The sequence below is a fragment of the Azospirillaceae bacterium genome (assembly GCA_028283825.1).
In the GTDB taxonomy this organism is placed as follows: Bacteria; Pseudomonadota; Alphaproteobacteria; order Azospirillales; family Azospirillaceae; genus Nitrospirillum.
This window is the reverse complement of the sequence record JAPWJW010000001.1, coordinates 2018075-2035073: the sequence shown is the minus strand read 5'-3', so window position 1 is coordinate 2035073 and position 16999 is coordinate 2018075. Positions and strand designations below refer to the sequence as shown.

Below are 16999 nucleotides of genomic sequence, written 5' to 3'. Positions count from 1 at the left end.
CACATGATCCGTGCGGCGGTCGCGTTCTGCGTTCTGGGGCTTGCCCTGGGCGTCCCACCAGCGCGGGCCCAGGCGCCCTCCGCCGTCGATCAGCTTATCGCCGACTACGACACTGTGGACCGGGAGACGAGTGCGGACAACGGCCCCGGCTGGCCGGACGTGGGCAAGGCCGCCGCCGATCGTCGCGCCCATGCCTACGCCGCCCTGAAGGACCGGCTGGACCATCTGCCGGCCTCCGCACCGGATGGTGAGGAGGCGCTGACCCGCCGCCTGCTGGGCTGGCGCCTGGGCATCCTGGTGGAAGGCGCCCGGTTTGACGAGGACCGCATTCCCTTCGACAATGGCGACGGCTTCTTCAACACCGCCAACTATGCCGCCGCCACCACCGTCATCCGGACCGAGGCCGACGCCCAGGCCTGGATCGCGCGGCTGCGCGCCCTGCCGGCCTATTATGCGCAGCAGACGGACAACATGCGCCGGGGCATCGCCACCGGTTTCGTCCAGCCCCGGCCCACCGCGGCCTCGGCACTTGGCATCCTGAAGGTGGCGGCCGACCAGCCGGCGGATGCCAGCCCGTTGCTATCGCCGCTGAAGGTCCTGCCCGCCACCATCCCGACCGACCGCCAGGCCGCCTTGCGCGCCGATGCGCTGGCGGCGGTGGAACAGGCGGTGAAGCCGGCGCAGCGCCAGATGGTGGTCTTCTTCGAGACGGAGTACCTGCCCCACGCCCGCGCCGCCTTGGGCGCTGCCAGCCTGCCCGGCGGCCGCGACTATTACGCCTACGCCGTGCGCCGCTCCACCACCACCGACCTGACGCCCGACGCCGTCTACGCCCTGGGTGAGCGCGAGGTGGCGCGCATCAAGGGTGAGATGCAGGCGGCCATGCGGGCCACCGGCTACACCGGCACCATGGCGGATTTCCTGGTGAAGCTGCGCACCGACAAGCAGTTTTACGCCCCCGACCTGGAAACCTATGTCGAGAAGGCCAGTGAGATCGGCAAGCGCATCGACGGCCTGCTGCCGCTGTGGTTCGGCCGGCTGCCGCGCTTGACCTGGACCATCCGCCAGAAGCCGCCGGAACAGGAGGGGTCGTCCAGCGGCTATGATCTGGGCGACCCGGCCAAGGGCGTGCCCGGCCGGGTGGTGGTCGGCTCCAAATCCTATGGCGACCCGCTGTTCGGCCTGCCGTCCTGGATCCTGCATGAGGGTGTGCCCGGCCATCATCTGCAGATCGCGCTCAGCCAGGAGAACACCGACCTGCCGGCCTTCCGCCGCCGGGACGAACCGACGGCCTTCATCGAGGGCTGGGCGCTCTATGCCGAGCAGTTGGGCGAGGACATGGGCGTCTACCGCACGGCCTATGAACGTTTCGGTCGCCTGTCCTTCGACATGTGGCGGGCCTGTCGCCTGATGATGGACGTGGGCATCCACTGGAAGGGCTGGAGTGCCGACCAGGCGGAACGCTGCCTGCGGGAGAACACCGCCCTGCCGGAACGGGTGGTTGTGGGCGAGACTCAGCGCTACATCGCCTGGCCGGCCCAGGCGCTGGCCTACAAGGTGGGCGAACTGCGCTTCCTGGATGAACGCCACCGGGCGGAACAGGCGCTGGGGGCCCGCTTCGACATCCGCGCCTTCCACGACGCCCTGCTGGACGACGGCCCCATGCCCATGGCCATCCTGCACGACCAGATGGACCGGTGGATCGCTGGCCAGTCTCGTTGATTTCCCTCAAGCGGCGGGCGTGGCCATCCGGCCGCTTGGCCTTGTCCTCGCTTTCCAGTCCGCTACGCTACCCGGAAAGCTCCGGCGGACGAGGGGAGCGTCCTACAGCGGCATGGGCATGCCGCTGATATGGGCCGGCAAGGCGGCCCTTGCCCCGATTGCCGACGGCGGGTACAAGCGCGTTTGTGAATGATTCGCAATATGCTGGGGTAAGGGGGCGACGGGGTGGCACGCGACCGCAAGGCCCAGGATCTGTATGAGGCGCACCGCGCCGCCCTGGTGGCCTATGCCTGCGGCATCACCGGCAACCAGGCCTCGGCCGAGGACGTGGTGCAGGACGCCTGGCTGCGGTTGCACCAGGCGGAACCGGCGCGGGCGTTGGACCGGCCGCTGAACTACCTCTACCGCATCGTGCGCAACCTGGCGATCGACGGTCGCCGCCGGGCGCGGCTGGAGCGCGCCTGGGGCGACGACGACCTGGCTTCCATCGCCGAGAGGGTGCCCAGCGACGCGCCTTCGCCGGAGAACGCCGTCCAGGCCAGCGGCGAACTGCGGCAGCTGTTGTCCGCCTTGGATGAGTTGCCGGAACGCACCCGCCGCGCCCTGATCCTGCACCGGGCGGAGGGGCGCACCCTGAAGGAGGTGGCGGCGGCGCTGGGCATCTCCGTGGGGCTGGCGCATGGCCTGGTGGCGGACGGCCTGAAGCATTGCGCCCGTCGCGTTCCGCGCGGAACCTGACGGGCGATGTCGATTCCCCTGAAAATCGGGACGGGTGTCTTCGTCTCTGTAGCGACCGACCAGGCCGGGGCCGCACCCGTGCCGCAAGAGGGACCCCGATGACGGCAGCGCCGCCCGACACCGACGACCGCGCGCTGGACCAGGCGGTCGACTGGCTGATCCGCCTGGCGGAGGCGCCGACCGACGCGACCCTGCGCGCGCGGTGCGATCAATGGCGGACCGAGGCGCCGGAGAATGAGGCCGCCTGGCACCACGCCAACCGGGTGTCGGGACTGATCGGCCGGCACGGAACCGGCCAGGTCGCCCCCTTCCCACCGGTCCGGCAGCGGTCGCGCTGGGCCTTGCCGGCGGGGGCCGCCGTGGCCGCTTGCCTGGTCCTGGCGCTGCTGGCGCCGACGCTGGTCCGCTACCTGGCAGCCGATCAGCGGACGGGGGTGGGGGAGCGTCGCGTGATCGCCCTGGCCGACGGCAGCACCGTCACCCTGGCACCGCAAAGCGCCATCCGTATCGACTTCTCGCCCACCGGCCGCCGTGTCACCCTGTTGGCGGGTGAGGGGTATTTCGCCGTGGCCCACGATCCGGCCCGCCCGTTCCAGGTGGTGGCCGGCGGCATGACCACGTCCGACATTGGCACGGCCTTCGACGTGGTGCGCCAGGGGCAGGGTGGTGCCGTGGCGGTGCGGGAGGGGGCCGTCAGCGTCCGGTACGACGGTGCCCCCGATGCGCGCGAGCTGCATGCCGGCGACTGGCTGGCGATGGACGGCGCCACGGTCGCCGACGGGCGCCGCCCGCCCGAAACGGTGGGCGGCTGGACCCGTGGTACGCTGGCGGTGATCGACCGTCCCCTGGCCGAGGTGGTGGCGGCCCTGCGGCCCTATTACAGCGGCCTCATCCTGCTGTCGGACGAGCGCCTGGCCGGGCAGAGCGTGACCGGCAGTTTCGACCTGACCGATCCAGAGGGCGCCGTGCGTGCCCTGGTCCGGCCCCATGGGGCGGAGGTGCGGCGCATCACCCCCTGGCTGCTGGTGATTTCCCCCGCCTGAAACTTTTTTTGAAAATCCGCCGACCCTGTTTCGTCAATGACCAACCGCGATTGAGACACAGTCGCGTCCAGGTCGATGAACGATGATTGGGGATAGGATGATGAGGGGCATGGGGTTGGGCCGGCGGGCCATGATGACGGCGGTCTGGCTGGTGATGGCGGCGGGCGTGCCGGCAGTGGCGCCGATGGCCCTGGCGCAGACCACTGCGGAGCGCCGTTTCGACATCCCGGCGCAGGATCTGGCGCCGGCCCTGGTGATCTTCGGGGCGCAGTCGGGTTTGCAGGTGACGGTGGACGGGGCGTTGATCCGCACGGCGCGGACGGCGGGGGTCGCGGGCGGCTATGCCCCGCTGGACGCCCTGGCCCGGCTGCTGGCCGGCAGCGGTTTCACCTATAGCCCGGCCGGGACCAACACCGTACTGATCGTGCCGGCGCCCAAGGCGGGCGACACCGCGTTGCAGCTGGGCACCTTGAAGGTGGAAGGCAGCGCCGACGCCACCACGGGCGGCAATGACGCCGCCCGCTCGGAAGGCACGCACGACTACGCGGCGCATGCCGCCACCGTGGCCGGCAAGATGCCGCTGACCTTGCGGGAGATCCCGCAGTCGGTGTCGGTGGTGACCCGGCAGCAGCTGGATGACCAGAACCTGTTCACCATTGAGGATGCCATGCGCTACGTGCCCGGCATCACGGTGGCCACCAACGGCAATCCCTATCTGGGCTCCCAATACTATGCCCGGGGCTATGCCCTGTCGTCGGAGTATGACGGCGTGCCGTCGACCGCCTCGCTGGACACCGGCAACCCGCAGTTCGACCTGGCGATCTATGACCGGATCGAGGTGCTGAAGGGTTCGGCCGGCCTGTTGCAGGGTTCGGGTGAGCCGGGCGGCGTGGTCAACTTCGCCCGCAAGCACCCGCTGGACACCTTTCAGGTTTCCGGCGGGTTCGCCGCCGGTTCCTGGAACGACTTCCATGGCGACGCCGACATCACCGGCCCCTTGAACGCGTCCGGCACCATCCGGGGCCGCGCCGTCGTTGCCGGCCAGGACCAGGACTTCTTTTACCAGGGCTCGCACGCCCGCGCCGGCACGGCCTATGGCATCGTCGATGCCGACCTGACGCCGGATACCTTGCTGTCCGTGTCCGCCACATTGCAGCAGAACAACCGCCAGGGCATTTCCCAGGGCCTGCCCAGCTACACCGACGGGCAATTGCTGGACGTTTCCCGGTCGTTCAACGCCGATCCGGACTGGACGCGCGGCAACCAGACGACCCAGGAATTCTTCGGCGAGCTCACGCACAAATTCGACAGCGATTGGCAGGTGCAGGGCAGCCTGCGCTATCGCGACACCAACAGCGTCGTGCGTTATGCCGCGACGCAGAGCGGTGTCGATCCCGCCACCAACACCGCCGACTACGGCACCTCCATCGACCGCACGAATTACAGCTGGCTGGCGGCCGACGTGAACGCCACCGGGTCCTTCCACCTGCTGGGCCGCACCCACCAGCTGCTGATCGGTGCCAACTACGACAAGACCGAGAGCAAGGACCAGTACGGCGGCAGTTCCTTCTCCGGCGTGGACATCTTCGGGCCGCTGTTCGCCGACCCGCACGACGTGCCGACCGGCGATTACCGCACCGCCACGGAACAGTATGGCGTCTATGGCCAGGTGCGGCTTAGCCTGCTGGACCCGCTGACCGCCGTGCTGGGCGGCCGCCTGACCCATTACCGCGCCAGTTCGGGCAATGGCGACTATGGCTCGGCCGTGGCAATGACGGAGTCGCCCGGCGCCACCGACCACAAGGCCACCCCCTATGCCGGCCTGATCTACGACCTGACGCCGGAGGTGTCGCTGTACGCCAGTTATGCCGACGTGTTCGTGCCCCAGACCTCCACCACCGCAAGCGGCGGGTCCCTGCCACCGCGCAGTGGCGAGCAGTATGAGGTTGGGGCCAAGGCCGCCCTGATGGATGGCAAGCTGAACATCTCCGGCGCGCTGTTCGACCTGCAGGACAACCACCGCGCCTACAACTACCCCGTCGGCAGCTTTTTCTACATCGCGACGGGTGAGGTGGAGACCAAGGGGGCGGAGGTCGAGGTCAGCGGCAGCCCGCTGCCCGGCTGGGACCTGACGGCCGGCTACACCTATCTGGACGCCCAGTACGCCAAGGATGCAACCCAGCAGGGCCAGGCCTACAACGCCGCCGTGACGCCGCACCATAACTTCAAGCTGTGGAGCAGCTACCGCTTCACCGGCGGCCCCTTGGACCGGTTCAACGTGGGGGGCGGCGTCCTGGCCTCATCCTCCCTGACGGGGTCGGACGGCGTGCGGGCCGGCGGCTACGCCGTCTTCTCCGGCCAGGTGGGCTACAAGCTGGACGACCATTGGCAGGCGTCGCTGACGGTCAACAACATCACCGACCGCCGCTATTACCAGACCGTCACCTGGTCGGGGTCCAACAACTACTACGGCGATCCGCGCAACATGCTGTTCTCGGTGCGCATGACGTATTAGAGCAAGATGCGATCAGGCATGATCGCATCTTGCTCGTAAGCTGTTCATGATAGAGCGGATTTACACGATCAGGTGATTCCACCTGATCGCGTTCCGCTCTAATGCTTGGCTTCCAGGATGACCGGATCGGTCCGGATCAGTGTCCGGGCGGTGATCATGTTTTTCGTCGCCTGGAAGTATTTCTGGAAATGGGCCGACTGGATGTGCGCCTCATACGCTGCTTCACTGGCGTAGATTTCTAAGAAGCGCAGGCTGGTGGGATGGCCCTCCACCGCCACGGAATAGATCGCGAGCACGCCCGGCTCCACCCGAACGGCCGTCTCTATCCCTTCCTTCACGGCGACCTTGTAGGCATCCAGTTGCGCCGGATCGATTTCCAGTTCCGCGATGCGGACCACGGGGCCTTCGGCCGCCAGTGCCGGTTGCTGGGCAAGCGGGGTGAGCAGAGATGCGGCCATGATGACAAGTCTCCAACCTTTCATAACGGGTCTCCCGGGGGGGCTGGTGGGTGGTTCGCGTCAGCCGGGGCCACGGCACCGCCCCGTCATCCGCCGTACTGCGCGTCGCTGACCTGTTCCAGCCAATCGACATTGCGGCCGTCCACCGTGTCCTGGATGGCGATATGACTCATGCCGTTGGTGGCGGTGGCGCCGTGCCAATGCTTCACCCCCGGCGGGATCCAGATGACGTCCCCCGGTTTGATCTCCCGCTTCTCGCCGCCCCATTCCTGGATCCAGCCGGTCCCGGCCGTGACGATAAGGATCTGGCCGGCCGGATGGGTATGCCAGGCGGACCGGGCGCCGGGGGCGAAGGTCACGTGCCCGCCGCTGACGTGCGACGGATCGGCCGTGCTGAACAGGCTGTCCACCACCACGGACCCGGTGAAGGTCTGGGGTGAGCCCTTCAGGGAAGGATGGGCTCCGTTGGGTGTGATCTGGATGCTGTCGGCGAATGCCGGCGCCGCGAACAGCAGGCTGAGCGCCAAGGCCGCGCTGGCGACCATTTTCATTGCTGGCCCCGCGCCTCGAACACCGCCTTCACCACCGGCACGGCGGAGAACACGTTGGGCCAGCCGGCGTAGAACGCCAGTTGGGTCAGCACCTCCTGCGCTTCCGCCTTGGTCAGGCCGTTGTCCATGGCCTTGTTCAGGTGGAAGGTGATCTGCGCCACTTGGGCGGACGCGATCAGGGAACTGATGGTCACCAGGCTGCGGTCGCGGGGCGCCAAACCGGGGCGCAGCCACAGGTCGCGGAACAGCGCCTCACCGGTGAAATGGACCAGGCCGGGCGACACCGGGCCCGCGTTCTGTTCCACCATCGCCGCGCGCTTGTCTTCTGCCGCCTGGTCCAGGGGCAGCAGTGGGGGCGAGGCGGGCGGCAACTGGTCGGCGCCGATGCCGCGGCGGTCGAAGACCTGCTTGATCGGCGCGATGGCCCCAGTCGCATTGGCCCAGCCGGAATAGAACGCCAGGTGGGTGACGATCTCTGAAATCTCGGCCGGCTTGACGCCGTTATCCAGCGCCAGGTTGACGTGATAGGGCAATTCCACCGTCTGGCCGCGCGTGATCAGGACCGCCAGGGTGACGATGCTGCGGTCGCGCGGCGACAGGCCCGGGCGGTGCCACAACTCATCCAGCAGCATGCCCTTGGTGTACTTCTCCAATGCCGGGGAAACGGCGCGGATGTCGTCCCAGCTGGGGGCGGATACGGTTGTCATGGGGTGATCTTCCTTTGCCTGCGCGGCGATCACCGGAACCGGCGTGGTGAAGACCAGCGCCAGTGCCGTCGCGACCGCGATCCTGTTCAATTTCATGGCCGTGCACCGCCCGTGTCAGCGCATGATGAAGCCGCCATCCACCGAGATGGACTGGCCGGTCACATAGCTGGCGGCGTCGCTGCACAGCCAGACGACGGTGTTCGCGATTTCCTCGGGCCGGCCGACCCGCGCCATGGGGATCATCTTTTCCATGCCCTTGAGGGCTTCACCCTGGCCGGCGGCGACCATCTGGTCGGCCATTGGTGTCCAGATCAGTCCGGGGCAAACGGCGTTCACGCGGATACCCCGGGCCGCATATTCCAGGGCGGCACTCTTGGTGAAGCCGATGACCCCGTGCTTGGCCGCGTGATAGATGCCGCGCTCGGCCCCCCCGACCAGCCCCCCGAGGGAGGAGCAATTGACGATGGCGCCGCCGCCCTGCCGGCGCATCTGCCGCAGCTCGAACTTCATGCTGCTCCACACCCCGCGCAGGTTGATGCCCATGACGCGGTCGTAATCCTCTGGCGTCGTATCGGCCGTCTCCGCCAGGACGTTCTGGACGCCGGCATTGTTGTAGGCGACGTCCAGGCGGCCGAAGGCCGCGACCGTCCGCGTGACCATGGCCTCGACCTGGGTGTCGTCGGCGACGTCGCAGGCGATGGCGATGACCCGGTGCCCCTGGGCCGCCAGGTCGGCGGCCGCCGACTGGACGGCGGCTTCGTTCCAGTCGGCAAGTGCCACGGCGGCGCCTGATTCCGCGAACAGCGTCGCTGTCGCAAGACCCAGGCCCGATGCGGCGCCGGTGACCAGCGCGACCTTGCCTGCGAATGAGATGTTCATGGGTTATGCTCCTGTCATCGTATTGGTCAAACCGGCGAGGTATTGCTCATCGGTGACCTTCTCCATCCAATCGACCGCCTTGCCGTCCAGGGCTTCGGTGACGGCAAGGTGGGTCATCGCTGTGGTCGATGTGGCACCGTGCCAGTGCTTGTGCCCCGGCGGGCACCAGACGACGTCACCGGCGCGGATCTCCTCGATCGGGCCGTCCTCGCATTGGGTCCAGCCGCAGCCGGCCGTGATGATCAGGGTTTGCCCCAGGGGATGGGTGTGCCAGGCCGTGCGGGCGCCGGGCTCGAACGTGACGTAGGCGGTCAGGGCCCGGGCGGGCGCCGGCGGGCTGTTCAGCGGATCGATGCGGACGGTGCCCGTGAAATAGTCGGCAGGTCCTTTGGCGGACGGCTGCGATCCGGCGCGTACGATTCCCATGGTCTCGTTCCTTGGCGGTCGGTTGGACGCGCCGGCCCACCAATGCGGTGGACGGGGCGGCAACGACGGTCCGGAACAGTGGCGGGGACGGGCTCGCCCGCCCCCAAAGTCCCCTCGTCACGTTGCAGGATAAGATTTAGGCGCGGGACGCTGACTCAACTATCCGCTATAATCGGCATGAACCTATAAGCCAGGATAATAAATGCGACAGGGCAATCTGGACGATCTCCGGGCGCTCATAAGCGTGGGGCAGGAACGCAGCTTCACCAAGGCGGCGGCCAAGCTCGGCATTTCGCAATCGGCGTTGAGCCAGACCATCCGCCAGCTTGAGGCCCGGCTTGGTGTCCGCCTTCTCACCCGGACCACGCGCAGTGTCTCGCTGACGGAGGCGGGGGAGCGCCTGGTGGGGACCGCCGCCCCGCGGATCGAGGAGATCGAGGCGGAACTGGAGGCCCTGGGCGGGCTGCGCGAAAAGCCGGCCGGCACGATCCGCATCACGGCCGGCGACCATGCCATCCAGTCCGCCCTCTGGCCGAAGCTGAGGAAGTTCCTGGCGAACTATCCCGACATCAAGGTCGAGATCGCGATTGATTATGGGCTGACCGACATCGCGGCCGAGCGCTACGACGCCGGCGTGCGCTGGGGGGAACAGGTCGCCAAGGACATGATCGCGGTGCGGATCGGCCCCGACGTACGTTTCGCGGTGGTGGCGGCGCCATCGTACTTCGCGGGGCGGCCGGTGCCTGAGACGCCGCAGGACCTGGTCGGCCACAATTGCATCAACCTGCGCTTCCCGACCTATGGCGGGCTGTATGCCTGGGAATTCGAGAAGGATGGCCGTGAACTGAAGGTGCGCGTGGAAGGCCAGCTCGTCTTCAACGGCGTCTTCCAGGTTCTCGACGCGGCCCTCGACGGCTTCGGCCTGGCCTATGTGCCCGAGGACCTGGCGCAGCCCTATCTCGCCGATGGGCGTCTTGGTCGCGTGCTTGAGGAATGGTGCCCGCCTTGGGCAGGCTATCACCTCTATTACCCCCACCGCCGGCAAGCGTCGCCAGCCTTCGCCCTGATGGTCGAAGCGCTACGCCAAGGTTGGAGCGATAGTGGTGAGGACCAGAGCCAGGCTTGAAAAGCTGGCGACCCCGGCTGGATTCGAACCAGCGACCTACCGCTTAGAAGGCGGTTGCTCTATCCAACTGAGCTACGGGGCCACGCCGACGTGCCAGCCCGGGTCGGGTCGGCACGTGGGGTCGGGTAGGGGATCAGAAGCGGCCGACGCGGGGACGGTCGGCGCGGAAATTGTCGGCGTAGTTCTTCGGCCGGACGATGCGGTCGTTGTGGGTGATGACCTCATAGTCCCAGCCCTTGCGCTGGGCGTAGGCCACGGCCTCCTCGACGGTGTCGAAGGTCAGCTTCACCTGGTTCAGGGTATCGCCTGAACTGGTCCAACCCATCAGCGGCTCCGGCCGGCGGGCGGTGGACAGTTCATATTCCAGAATCCACGATTGGGTCTTGGCGCGGCCGGACTGCATGGCCGTCTTGGCCGGCTGATAGATACGAACCTGCATCTCTGGAACGTCCCCGGTCTATCGATACATCGACCCGCCGAAACGGGCGATGCCCGCCACGCCCGTGCGGTCGGGCCGGCAGGCGGTTGATGGGCCCGGCCGTCGCCCGCAGGGGGCGCCAAACCGGGAACGATGGTCGGGGCGCCCGGATTCGAACCGGGGGCCTACGGTTCCCAAAACCGTCGCGCTACCAGACTGCGCTACGCCCCGAACCCATCGTGAGGCTAGGGTTTACGCGGTTTTCCGAGGCGCGGTCAATCACGAAAGATGGGCCCGAATGGGGAACGATTGGATGCGCTTGACAAGGCACCATCAAAATTCTTGCCAATGATGTTCCTATTATGTTCTTATCCCATTCCCTTTTATGAGGGATAGCGGGAAGATCCGCGACGGCGCGATGCCTGGGTTATCCCGGGGAGCGCGTCGATCGTGTCATCCGTTCGCCGCGTTTCCACGCCAGGCCGTGGACAACCTGCTCCTGCCGGACGCCCGGGCGGCGTATTCGCCGCCCCTCATATATGTCGTCCCAGTGGTGCGGGCCACTGATTGAAGACCAAGTCGATTGTTCCGATTAGTACCCCTTCACCGTTATTTGCCGGTTTAGATCTTGGGACGCCATCTCTTCGGACTTTGGCGCCCCAAGCTCCAAGGAGAGATGATAATGCGAAAATACTTACGCGCTGCCACGCTGGTGGCGGCGGTTTTCTGCATCCCGCAGGCGGGAAGGGCGCAGACCGGCTGGGTGACCGGTCCGACGGCCGACGCGCTGACGGCGCAGATCGGCGGGGTTGGCCAGGCCACCATTGACGCCAACGGCTACACAGGGGTCATATCCGCGGCGTCTGCGGTTGCCAGTGGCGCCAATACCGCCCGTACGATGTCCAGCCGTTTCGCTGATACGTTGAATGTCCAGGATTATGGTGCGAAACAGGACGGCGTGACCGACGATGCCGCCGCCATCAACAGCGCCATCGCCGCGGCGGCGGCGAAGGGCGGTGCGGCGGTGGTGATCTACAACACCGGCAAGGCGGTCATGGTCGACTCCCCGATCGTGCCGGTGACTGGCACCGAGCTGATGTGCGTCGGCGACCCGGTCATCATGCTGAAGGCTGGGGCGAATACGGCGGTCATCGAATCCCAGAATTTCCAGACGCTCATTGGCGGCACGTCGTCGGATGGCGCCCACAACGTCTACATCCACGGTTGCACCATCGACGGTAACAGCACCAACCAGACTGCGGGTGCCAACCCTGATTTCCAGAACGGCATTTCGCTATACGGTGCCCATGAGAAGGTCGAATGGAACGTTGTTCGCAACGTCTACGGCAACGGCATCCGAACCGGCGGCAGCGTCGCGCGTGCGCAGGCCCTGTCTGTTGGGTACGAGAGCACCTATGACAACAATTGGGTTCTGACGGCCGGTGCCAGGGGCTACTGGTTCCAAGGACCCAGTGACGGCTTTTATACCGATCTCTATGCCGTTGATGCCAGCCAACTCGCCGACAACACGTACTGTGGTTTCCAGTTCGACACGTCTTCCAACGCGATGCACATCCATGGCTGGCATGCCGCCACCGCCACCAACCGCGTAGCCTATCAGGCGTGCCTAAACGGCGGCGTCAAGATGTCGATGTCCGACCTGGAAGGCGGGCGCAGGCAGGTCAAGTTGACCAGCGGCAACAATGTGTCGCAGCTGAGCATCTATGCCAGTTTCGCCACCACGGAAGGCACCTGCATGTTCGACATATCCGGGTCGGACAACATCGTCGCAAACAGCCGCTTCACCCACAATGTTTCCACCGCCGGCAACAACTCCTACGCCATATGCCTGGGAACCACGACCGCGAACGTGTTGAACAACCAGATCTATGGCAACGAATTCCTTGGGTACAATGTCTATACCCCCTTCAATTTCTTCGCCTCCAGCGGCCTGAATGTCGTGCAAGGCCATGGGTATTCCAGCTCGGGCGGTGCCGTCACCTTCGGCGGCGCCGTGAATGCGAATGACGTCATCGATTATGAACAGGGCGGGACCGTAATTTCGTTCCATCAGCATCCCTATACTGTCGCATCCGTCAGCGCCACGGCCCTGACGGCGACGACGGCGAACCTGACGACGCTGCATGCCACGACGACGAATTTCACAAAATTCCCCCAGGCGTTCGGGGTGACCGGCCAATTCTTCGGTCCCTATGCCCCGAATATGGGGGTGATGGAGGAGAACGGGACCCAGACGCGCTTCCTACACCTGGGTGCGGACACGACCACCACTGCCGGCTCTTATTGGTGGGGTTTCGCCCCGTCCAATGAGGCGACGACCAACTTCCCGATGTCCCTGTCGTTTGATGGGACGACGGCGACCTTCAACGTCACGGGTAATCTGCAATCCAACGGCAGGGCCCTGTACCCGGTTCTGACCGCGACCACCGGCAGCATCGGCGGAACTTCCTTGGCCAATGCCACCTGTGCCACGGGGACAGTGTCGGTGAGCGGGGCGACGACCGCCATGGCCGTCATCGCGACGCCGGCCGGGTCCGACCCCGGTAATGGTTTCTCGGTCGGGGGTTACGTGTCCGCTTCCGGCACGGTGACCGTCAAGGTGTGCAACCTGTCGGGCCTGGCTGCGGCTCCCGTCGCGGTGGCTTATAACGTGCGTGTCATCCAGTAAGCGTCGCACCTTGGCTGTCAGAGCCGCCCTCAAGGGGGCGGCTCTGATTCTTAATGAAGTGATGACAGCCGCATGGACTTGACCAGTGTCAGTGCATATGCCACTGCCCAGGGATAATTCCATCACGGGTTGCGGCTTTTTGGGGGTGGCGGTGCATTCATGGCAGGAACGGACGGCGGGCTGCGGCCTGATGTTGCACGGGCCCATGGATGGGGCGGTCGATCCCGCCCCGCTGTTGGCCGAGTTCGCCATGCTGGACCGGAGCCTCGGCGTCGAAGGGCGCGCCCATTACGAACATGACGGCAGTTGGTCGGCCATAACCTTGCTGGAACGCATCGATGGCCGGCCGTCAGCGGCGACGCCGGCCCTGGCGCTCATGCCGTCCGTCGCCCGCCTGCTGGACGGGTGGGGCGGGGAGGTGCAGCAGGTCGCCCTGTTGCGCCAGGCGCCCGGCGGCACTCTGCCGTGGCATTTCGACAACCAGGCCCTGCATTTGCCCTTGTGCCGCCTGCTGCTGCCCTTGGTCGTGCCGGCCGACGCCGTGACCTGGGTCGGGCATGAGGCCGCAGCCTATCCGCCGGGCCGGTTCTGGGCCGGTGACTTCTCCATGCCGCACCAGGTGGAAAATCCGGGTGCGGCCCAGCGCGTGGTCCTGGCCGTTGACGCGGCGCCGACGGCGGCATTGGTCCGGCGCTTTCCGCCGGCGCTTGTCGCCGATCTTCCCCAGCGCCTCGCGCTGGCGGAGGAGTGCCGCAACCTGATGCAGCGGTGGCGCGCCCGGCAGCCGGTGGCATCGGGCTACGCCGCCCTGGGCGCCTGAACGCCCTTCAAAGCGGAGCGCCGCGACGCCCGGCGGCCCGCTTAGAGCGGCCCAAATCCTGGCACTGACTGGGAAATCCCGTCCTCCTGAACATTTGCAACTCGGCAAATTTGACCGGGCGGGCGGAAAATTACGTCCATTGCATTTTCGCGAACTTAATGGGGCCCTCCCAAGAAATGCGTTTACTTACAAAGACATAATCATCTGCAGGCCGGTTGGCACGCTTTCTGCGGATGTGACGGCGAACTTAACCCGTCCATCAGAGGAGGTTGATGGCGTCCATACCAGCAAACGCCCCCGGCAGAACCGGACGGTCCGCCCCAAGCCACAGGCTGGTGAGCGGCCGCCGCCTGGAGACGGGGACCCAGGCCCTCCTCGTTACGGGCGGGTGGCGTTTTCGGTGTGTACGGCACCCACCAGCTTGCTCGCGCCAGAAGGATCAGACCGGCCCAAACGGCCGCCCCTCGGCAGCTCAAAAGGAGATGAATGATGTCTAGCGAAATCGCGCTTTCTTCGGCAATGCGTTCCAACCTGCTGTTGTTGCAGAACACCAACAGCTCGATCGACAAGATCCAGGCGCAGCTGTCCACCGGTAACAAGATCAACAGCGCGTTGGACGGCCCCACGGCCTTCTTCGCCGCGCAGGGTCTGAACCAGCGGGCCAGCGATCTGTCCACGCTGAAGGACGCGATGGGCCAGGCCATCAGCACCATCAAGGCCGGCAACGAAGGCATCACCTCCATCCAGTCGCTGATCGACCAGGCCAAGGGCCTGACGACGTCGGCTTATTCCAACCTGGGCAATGACCCGGCGGCCATCGCCACCCGCCAGTCGCTGGCCACCCAGTTCAATGCCATCAAGGACCAGATCGACAAGCTGGCGGGCGACAGCGGCTACGGCGGCAAGAACCTGCTGGCCGGCAATGGCGAGTCCTATGACGCCACCTCGGTTTCCCGCGCCACGGTCAACTCCATCACCGGCCTGTCCAACAGCCGCGTCACCAACGTCACCACCTCCGACACCTATTCCATCCGGGTGTCCGGTACCGGCGACATCTCCGGCAATGCCGGCGACATCGCCACGGCCGAGGACGCACGCGGCCTGTTCGGCCTGAAGATTTCCGGCACGCTCAGCACCACTTCCGGCAACTTCTCCGACGTGTCGGTCGAGGTGCGCGGTGCCGTGGGCCAGACCCGCACGGTGGTCATCACCGAAGGCGACGAGTCCCGCTCCGTCACCTTCTTCGACAACACCCAGGCGGCGACCAACAACCTGCAGACCGCCGGCGTGTCCGGCACGCCGCAGGTCTCGGCGGTGAACATCACCGGCAACATCGACCAGGGCGACACCTTCAACGTCACTGTCAACGGCCGCGCCTTCAGCTACACCGCTTCCGCCGGCGACGTCAGCAACCCCTCGCCGGTCGCCCGCCAGCAGGCCGTCGCCGCGGCCCTCAGCGGCAAGGTCAGCGCCGGGCTGCAGATCTCCGGCTTCACCATCACCTACGCCGCCAGCAGCACCAGCTTCACCATCACGGCCAGCGGCTCTTACGGCACCTCCAACAGCTTCACGCTGGGCAGTTCCGCCACCAACGCGCTGACCAAGGACATTTCCGTCTCGTTCTCTTCCGGCTCGGTCGTATCCTTCACGGTTGACCGCACCACGCTGGAAGGCCTGGGCACGGCCGGCAACGGTGTCTCCACCGTGGAAAAGGACGTGGACATCGCCGTCACCGCGACCTCGCTGAATGGCGTGTCCATCACCCGTTCCGCCGCCAACGACCGCGGTGCCGCCAAGCTGGCGGATGGTGAGAACGCCATGTCGTTCACCACGGGCACGGTCCGCATCAACGTCAATTCGTCCGACATCATGCAGGCGGCTTCGGCCAGCGGCTTCGCCAACATGACGACGACGCAGCAGACGCCGGCCAACACCCAGAACGACCTGCTGGTGCAGTTCAACGAGACCAATACCAACACGCTGACGGTGCAGTCGGCCAACGTCACCACCAACGGCCAGGGACTGCGTCTGGATTATGCCCAGAACGATTTCCTGGACCGCTCGGACATCGACGCGGCGGTGGCGCAGCTGACGTACGCCACCACCCAGTTGCGGTCGGCAGGCCAGACGCTCAGCACCAACCTGAACGTCATCCAGACCCGGTCGGATTTCACCGACGCCTTCAACAACGTGCTGACCGACGGCGCCGACAGCCTGGTGCAGGTCGACCAGAACAAGGCCGGTGCCGAGTTGCTGACCCTGCAGACCCGCCAGTCGCTGGGCGTCACCACCCTGTCGCTGGCCAACCAGAGCCAGCAGGCCATCCTGAAGCTGTTCTAACCGTCGGTTCCGGATGGGGCATGACGCCCCATCCGGGCGGCCTGGCTATGATGAAACGCCCGGGTGGATCCCCCTCCACCCGGGCGTTTTCATTTCTGTTCCGCATTCCTGCGGGCTATTCCATGCCCAGGGCCACCAGGCGCGCGGGCTTGCGGAAATTCATGGTGATCATCAGGGTGGCGCGGTCTTTGATGACGTACAGCGCCTTGTCGGCGACGACCGGCAGGGGAACGCCACGTGCCATGCAATAGGCAACCAGCGCCGCCTGCAATTCCTGCTCCGGAATGGAAAGATCGCCGCCGGCCCCCTGATGGTCCAGGGTCAGGCGGGCGGATACACCCCGGTCCACCGTGTATTCCACGCCGGTGATCGTGCCGTCGGGCATGGCCTCATTGATCTTGCGCCGCCGCTCGGCGACGGCGGTGGCCACTTCACGGTCGGTGAAGACGATGCAGCGAAGTTCCTTCATGCGGTCCCGTTCTCCAGCGGCCGGCCCCGGCAGATGGGGTGATGAACCTTACGTTAGGGCGCGGAACCCCCGCCAGTTGCAAATGCCGGCGGGCGATA

Annotated in this window: 15 protein-coding genes and 2 tRNA genes; 8 read left to right on the top strand and 9 right to left on the bottom strand. The window is 66.3% G+C overall.

Translation table 11 applies throughout. The features are described 5' to 3' along the window. Positions 1-3 precede the first annotated feature (3 nt). The 4 genes from PW843_08185 (at position 4) to PW843_08170 (ending at position 6018) form a co-directional block, all read left to right on the top strand. Positions 4-1722, top strand: coding sequence for a DUF885 family protein (locus PW843_08185; GenBank protein MDE1146587.1), 1719 nt, complete (start codon positions 4-6; stop codon positions 1720-1722). 225 nt (positions 1723-1947) lie between these two features. Next, entirely contained in the window at positions 1948-2460 is a 513-nt protein-coding gene (locus PW843_08180) for a sigma-70 family RNA polymerase sigma factor (protein MDE1146586.1), read from the top strand. 98 nt (positions 2461-2558) lie between these two features. Then, the gene (locus PW843_08175; GenBank protein ID MDE1146585.1) at positions 2559-3503 is read left to right on the top strand and encodes a FecR domain-containing protein; all 945 of its coding nucleotides are present in this window, start codon (positions 2559-2561) and stop codon (positions 3501-3503) included. 109 nt (positions 3504-3612) lie between these two features. Continuing rightward, positions 3613-6018 carry a TonB-dependent siderophore receptor gene (locus PW843_08170; GenBank protein ID MDE1146584.1) on the top strand — a complete coding sequence of 802 codons (2406 nt, stop codon included), beginning with the start codon at positions 3613-3615 and terminating at the stop codon, positions 6016-6018. 98 nt (positions 6019-6116) lie between these two features. Here the strand turns inward: PW843_08170 and PW843_08165 are convergent, their stop codons facing one another. From PW843_08165 to PW843_08145, 5 genes are all read right to left on the bottom strand, one after another. Beyond that, the gene (locus tag PW843_08165) at positions 6117-6476 is read right to left on the bottom strand and encodes a putative quinol monooxygenase (protein MDE1146583.1); all 360 of its coding nucleotides are present in this window, start codon (positions 6474-6476) and stop codon (positions 6117-6119) included. Between the two features lie 86 nt (positions 6477-6562). Beyond that, positions 6563-6958, bottom strand: a complete 396-nt coding sequence (locus tag PW843_08160; protein MDE1146582.1) for a cupin domain-containing protein — start codon at positions 6956-6958, stop codon at positions 6563-6565. Between the two features lie 65 nt (positions 6959-7023). Then, a complete protein-coding gene (locus PW843_08155; GenBank protein MDE1146581.1) occupies positions 7024-7830 on the bottom strand; it encodes a carboxymuconolactone decarboxylase family protein in 807 nt (268 codons plus the stop codon). A gap of 18 nt (positions 7831-7848) precedes the next feature. Next, entirely contained in the window at positions 7849-8613 is a 765-nt protein-coding gene (locus PW843_08150; protein ID MDE1146580.1) for an SDR family oxidoreductase, read from the bottom strand. Positions 8614-8616: 3 nt separating this feature from the next. Further along, positions 8617-9039, bottom strand: coding sequence for a cupin domain-containing protein (locus tag PW843_08145; protein ID MDE1146579.1), 423 nt, complete (start codon positions 9037-9039; stop codon positions 8617-8619). A 202-nt stretch (positions 9040-9241) separates the two neighbouring features. On the opposite strand from PW843_08145, the gene PW843_08140 reads away from it, so the two are divergent. After that, positions 9242-10165, top strand: coding sequence for a LysR family transcriptional regulator (locus tag PW843_08140; GenBank protein MDE1146578.1), 924 nt, complete (start codon positions 9242-9244; stop codon positions 10163-10165). Positions 10166-10170: 5 nt separating this feature from the next. Here the strand turns inward: PW843_08140 and PW843_08135 are convergent. The 3 genes from PW843_08135 to PW843_08125 all read right to left on the bottom strand — a co-directional run bounded on the left by PW843_08135 (position 10171) and on the right by PW843_08125 (position 10814). Then, a tRNA-Arg gene (locus PW843_08135) sits at positions 10171-10247 on the bottom strand. 51 nt (positions 10248-10298) lie between these two features. Continuing rightward, complete coding sequence (locus PW843_08130) at positions 10299-10604, bottom strand: ETC complex I subunit (GenBank protein ID MDE1146577.1); 306 nt, start codon at positions 10602-10604, stop codon at positions 10299-10301. Positions 10605-10737: 133 nt separating this feature from the next. After that, positions 10738-10814 (bottom strand) — tRNA-Pro (locus PW843_08125). A gap of 451 nt (positions 10815-11265) precedes the next feature. Between PW843_08125 and PW843_08120 the strand changes: the two genes are divergently transcribed. From PW843_08120 to PW843_08110, 3 genes are all read left to right on the top strand, one after another. Then, the gene (locus tag PW843_08120; protein MDE1146576.1) at positions 11266-13272 is read left to right on the top strand and encodes a glycosyl hydrolase family 28-related protein; all 2007 of its coding nucleotides are present in this window, start codon (positions 11266-11268) and stop codon (positions 13270-13272) included. Positions 13273-13423: 151 nt separating this feature from the next. Further along, positions 13424-14092, top strand: coding sequence for an aspartyl/asparaginyl beta-hydroxylase domain-containing protein (locus tag PW843_08115; GenBank protein ID MDE1146575.1), 669 nt, complete (start codon positions 13424-13426; stop codon positions 14090-14092). Positions 14093-14581: 489 nt separating this feature from the next. Then, on the top strand, positions 14582-16432 hold the full coding sequence (locus PW843_08110; protein MDE1146574.1) for a flagellin: 1851 nt from the start codon (positions 14582-14584) through the stop codon (positions 16430-16432). Between the two features lie 115 nt (positions 16433-16547). Here PW843_08110 and PW843_08105 read toward each other — a convergent pair whose 3' ends face one another. Then, complete coding sequence (locus PW843_08105) at positions 16548-16901, bottom strand: hypothetical protein (GenBank protein MDE1146573.1); 354 nt, start codon at positions 16899-16901, stop codon at positions 16548-16550. Between the last annotated feature and the right edge of the window lie 98 nt (positions 16902-16999).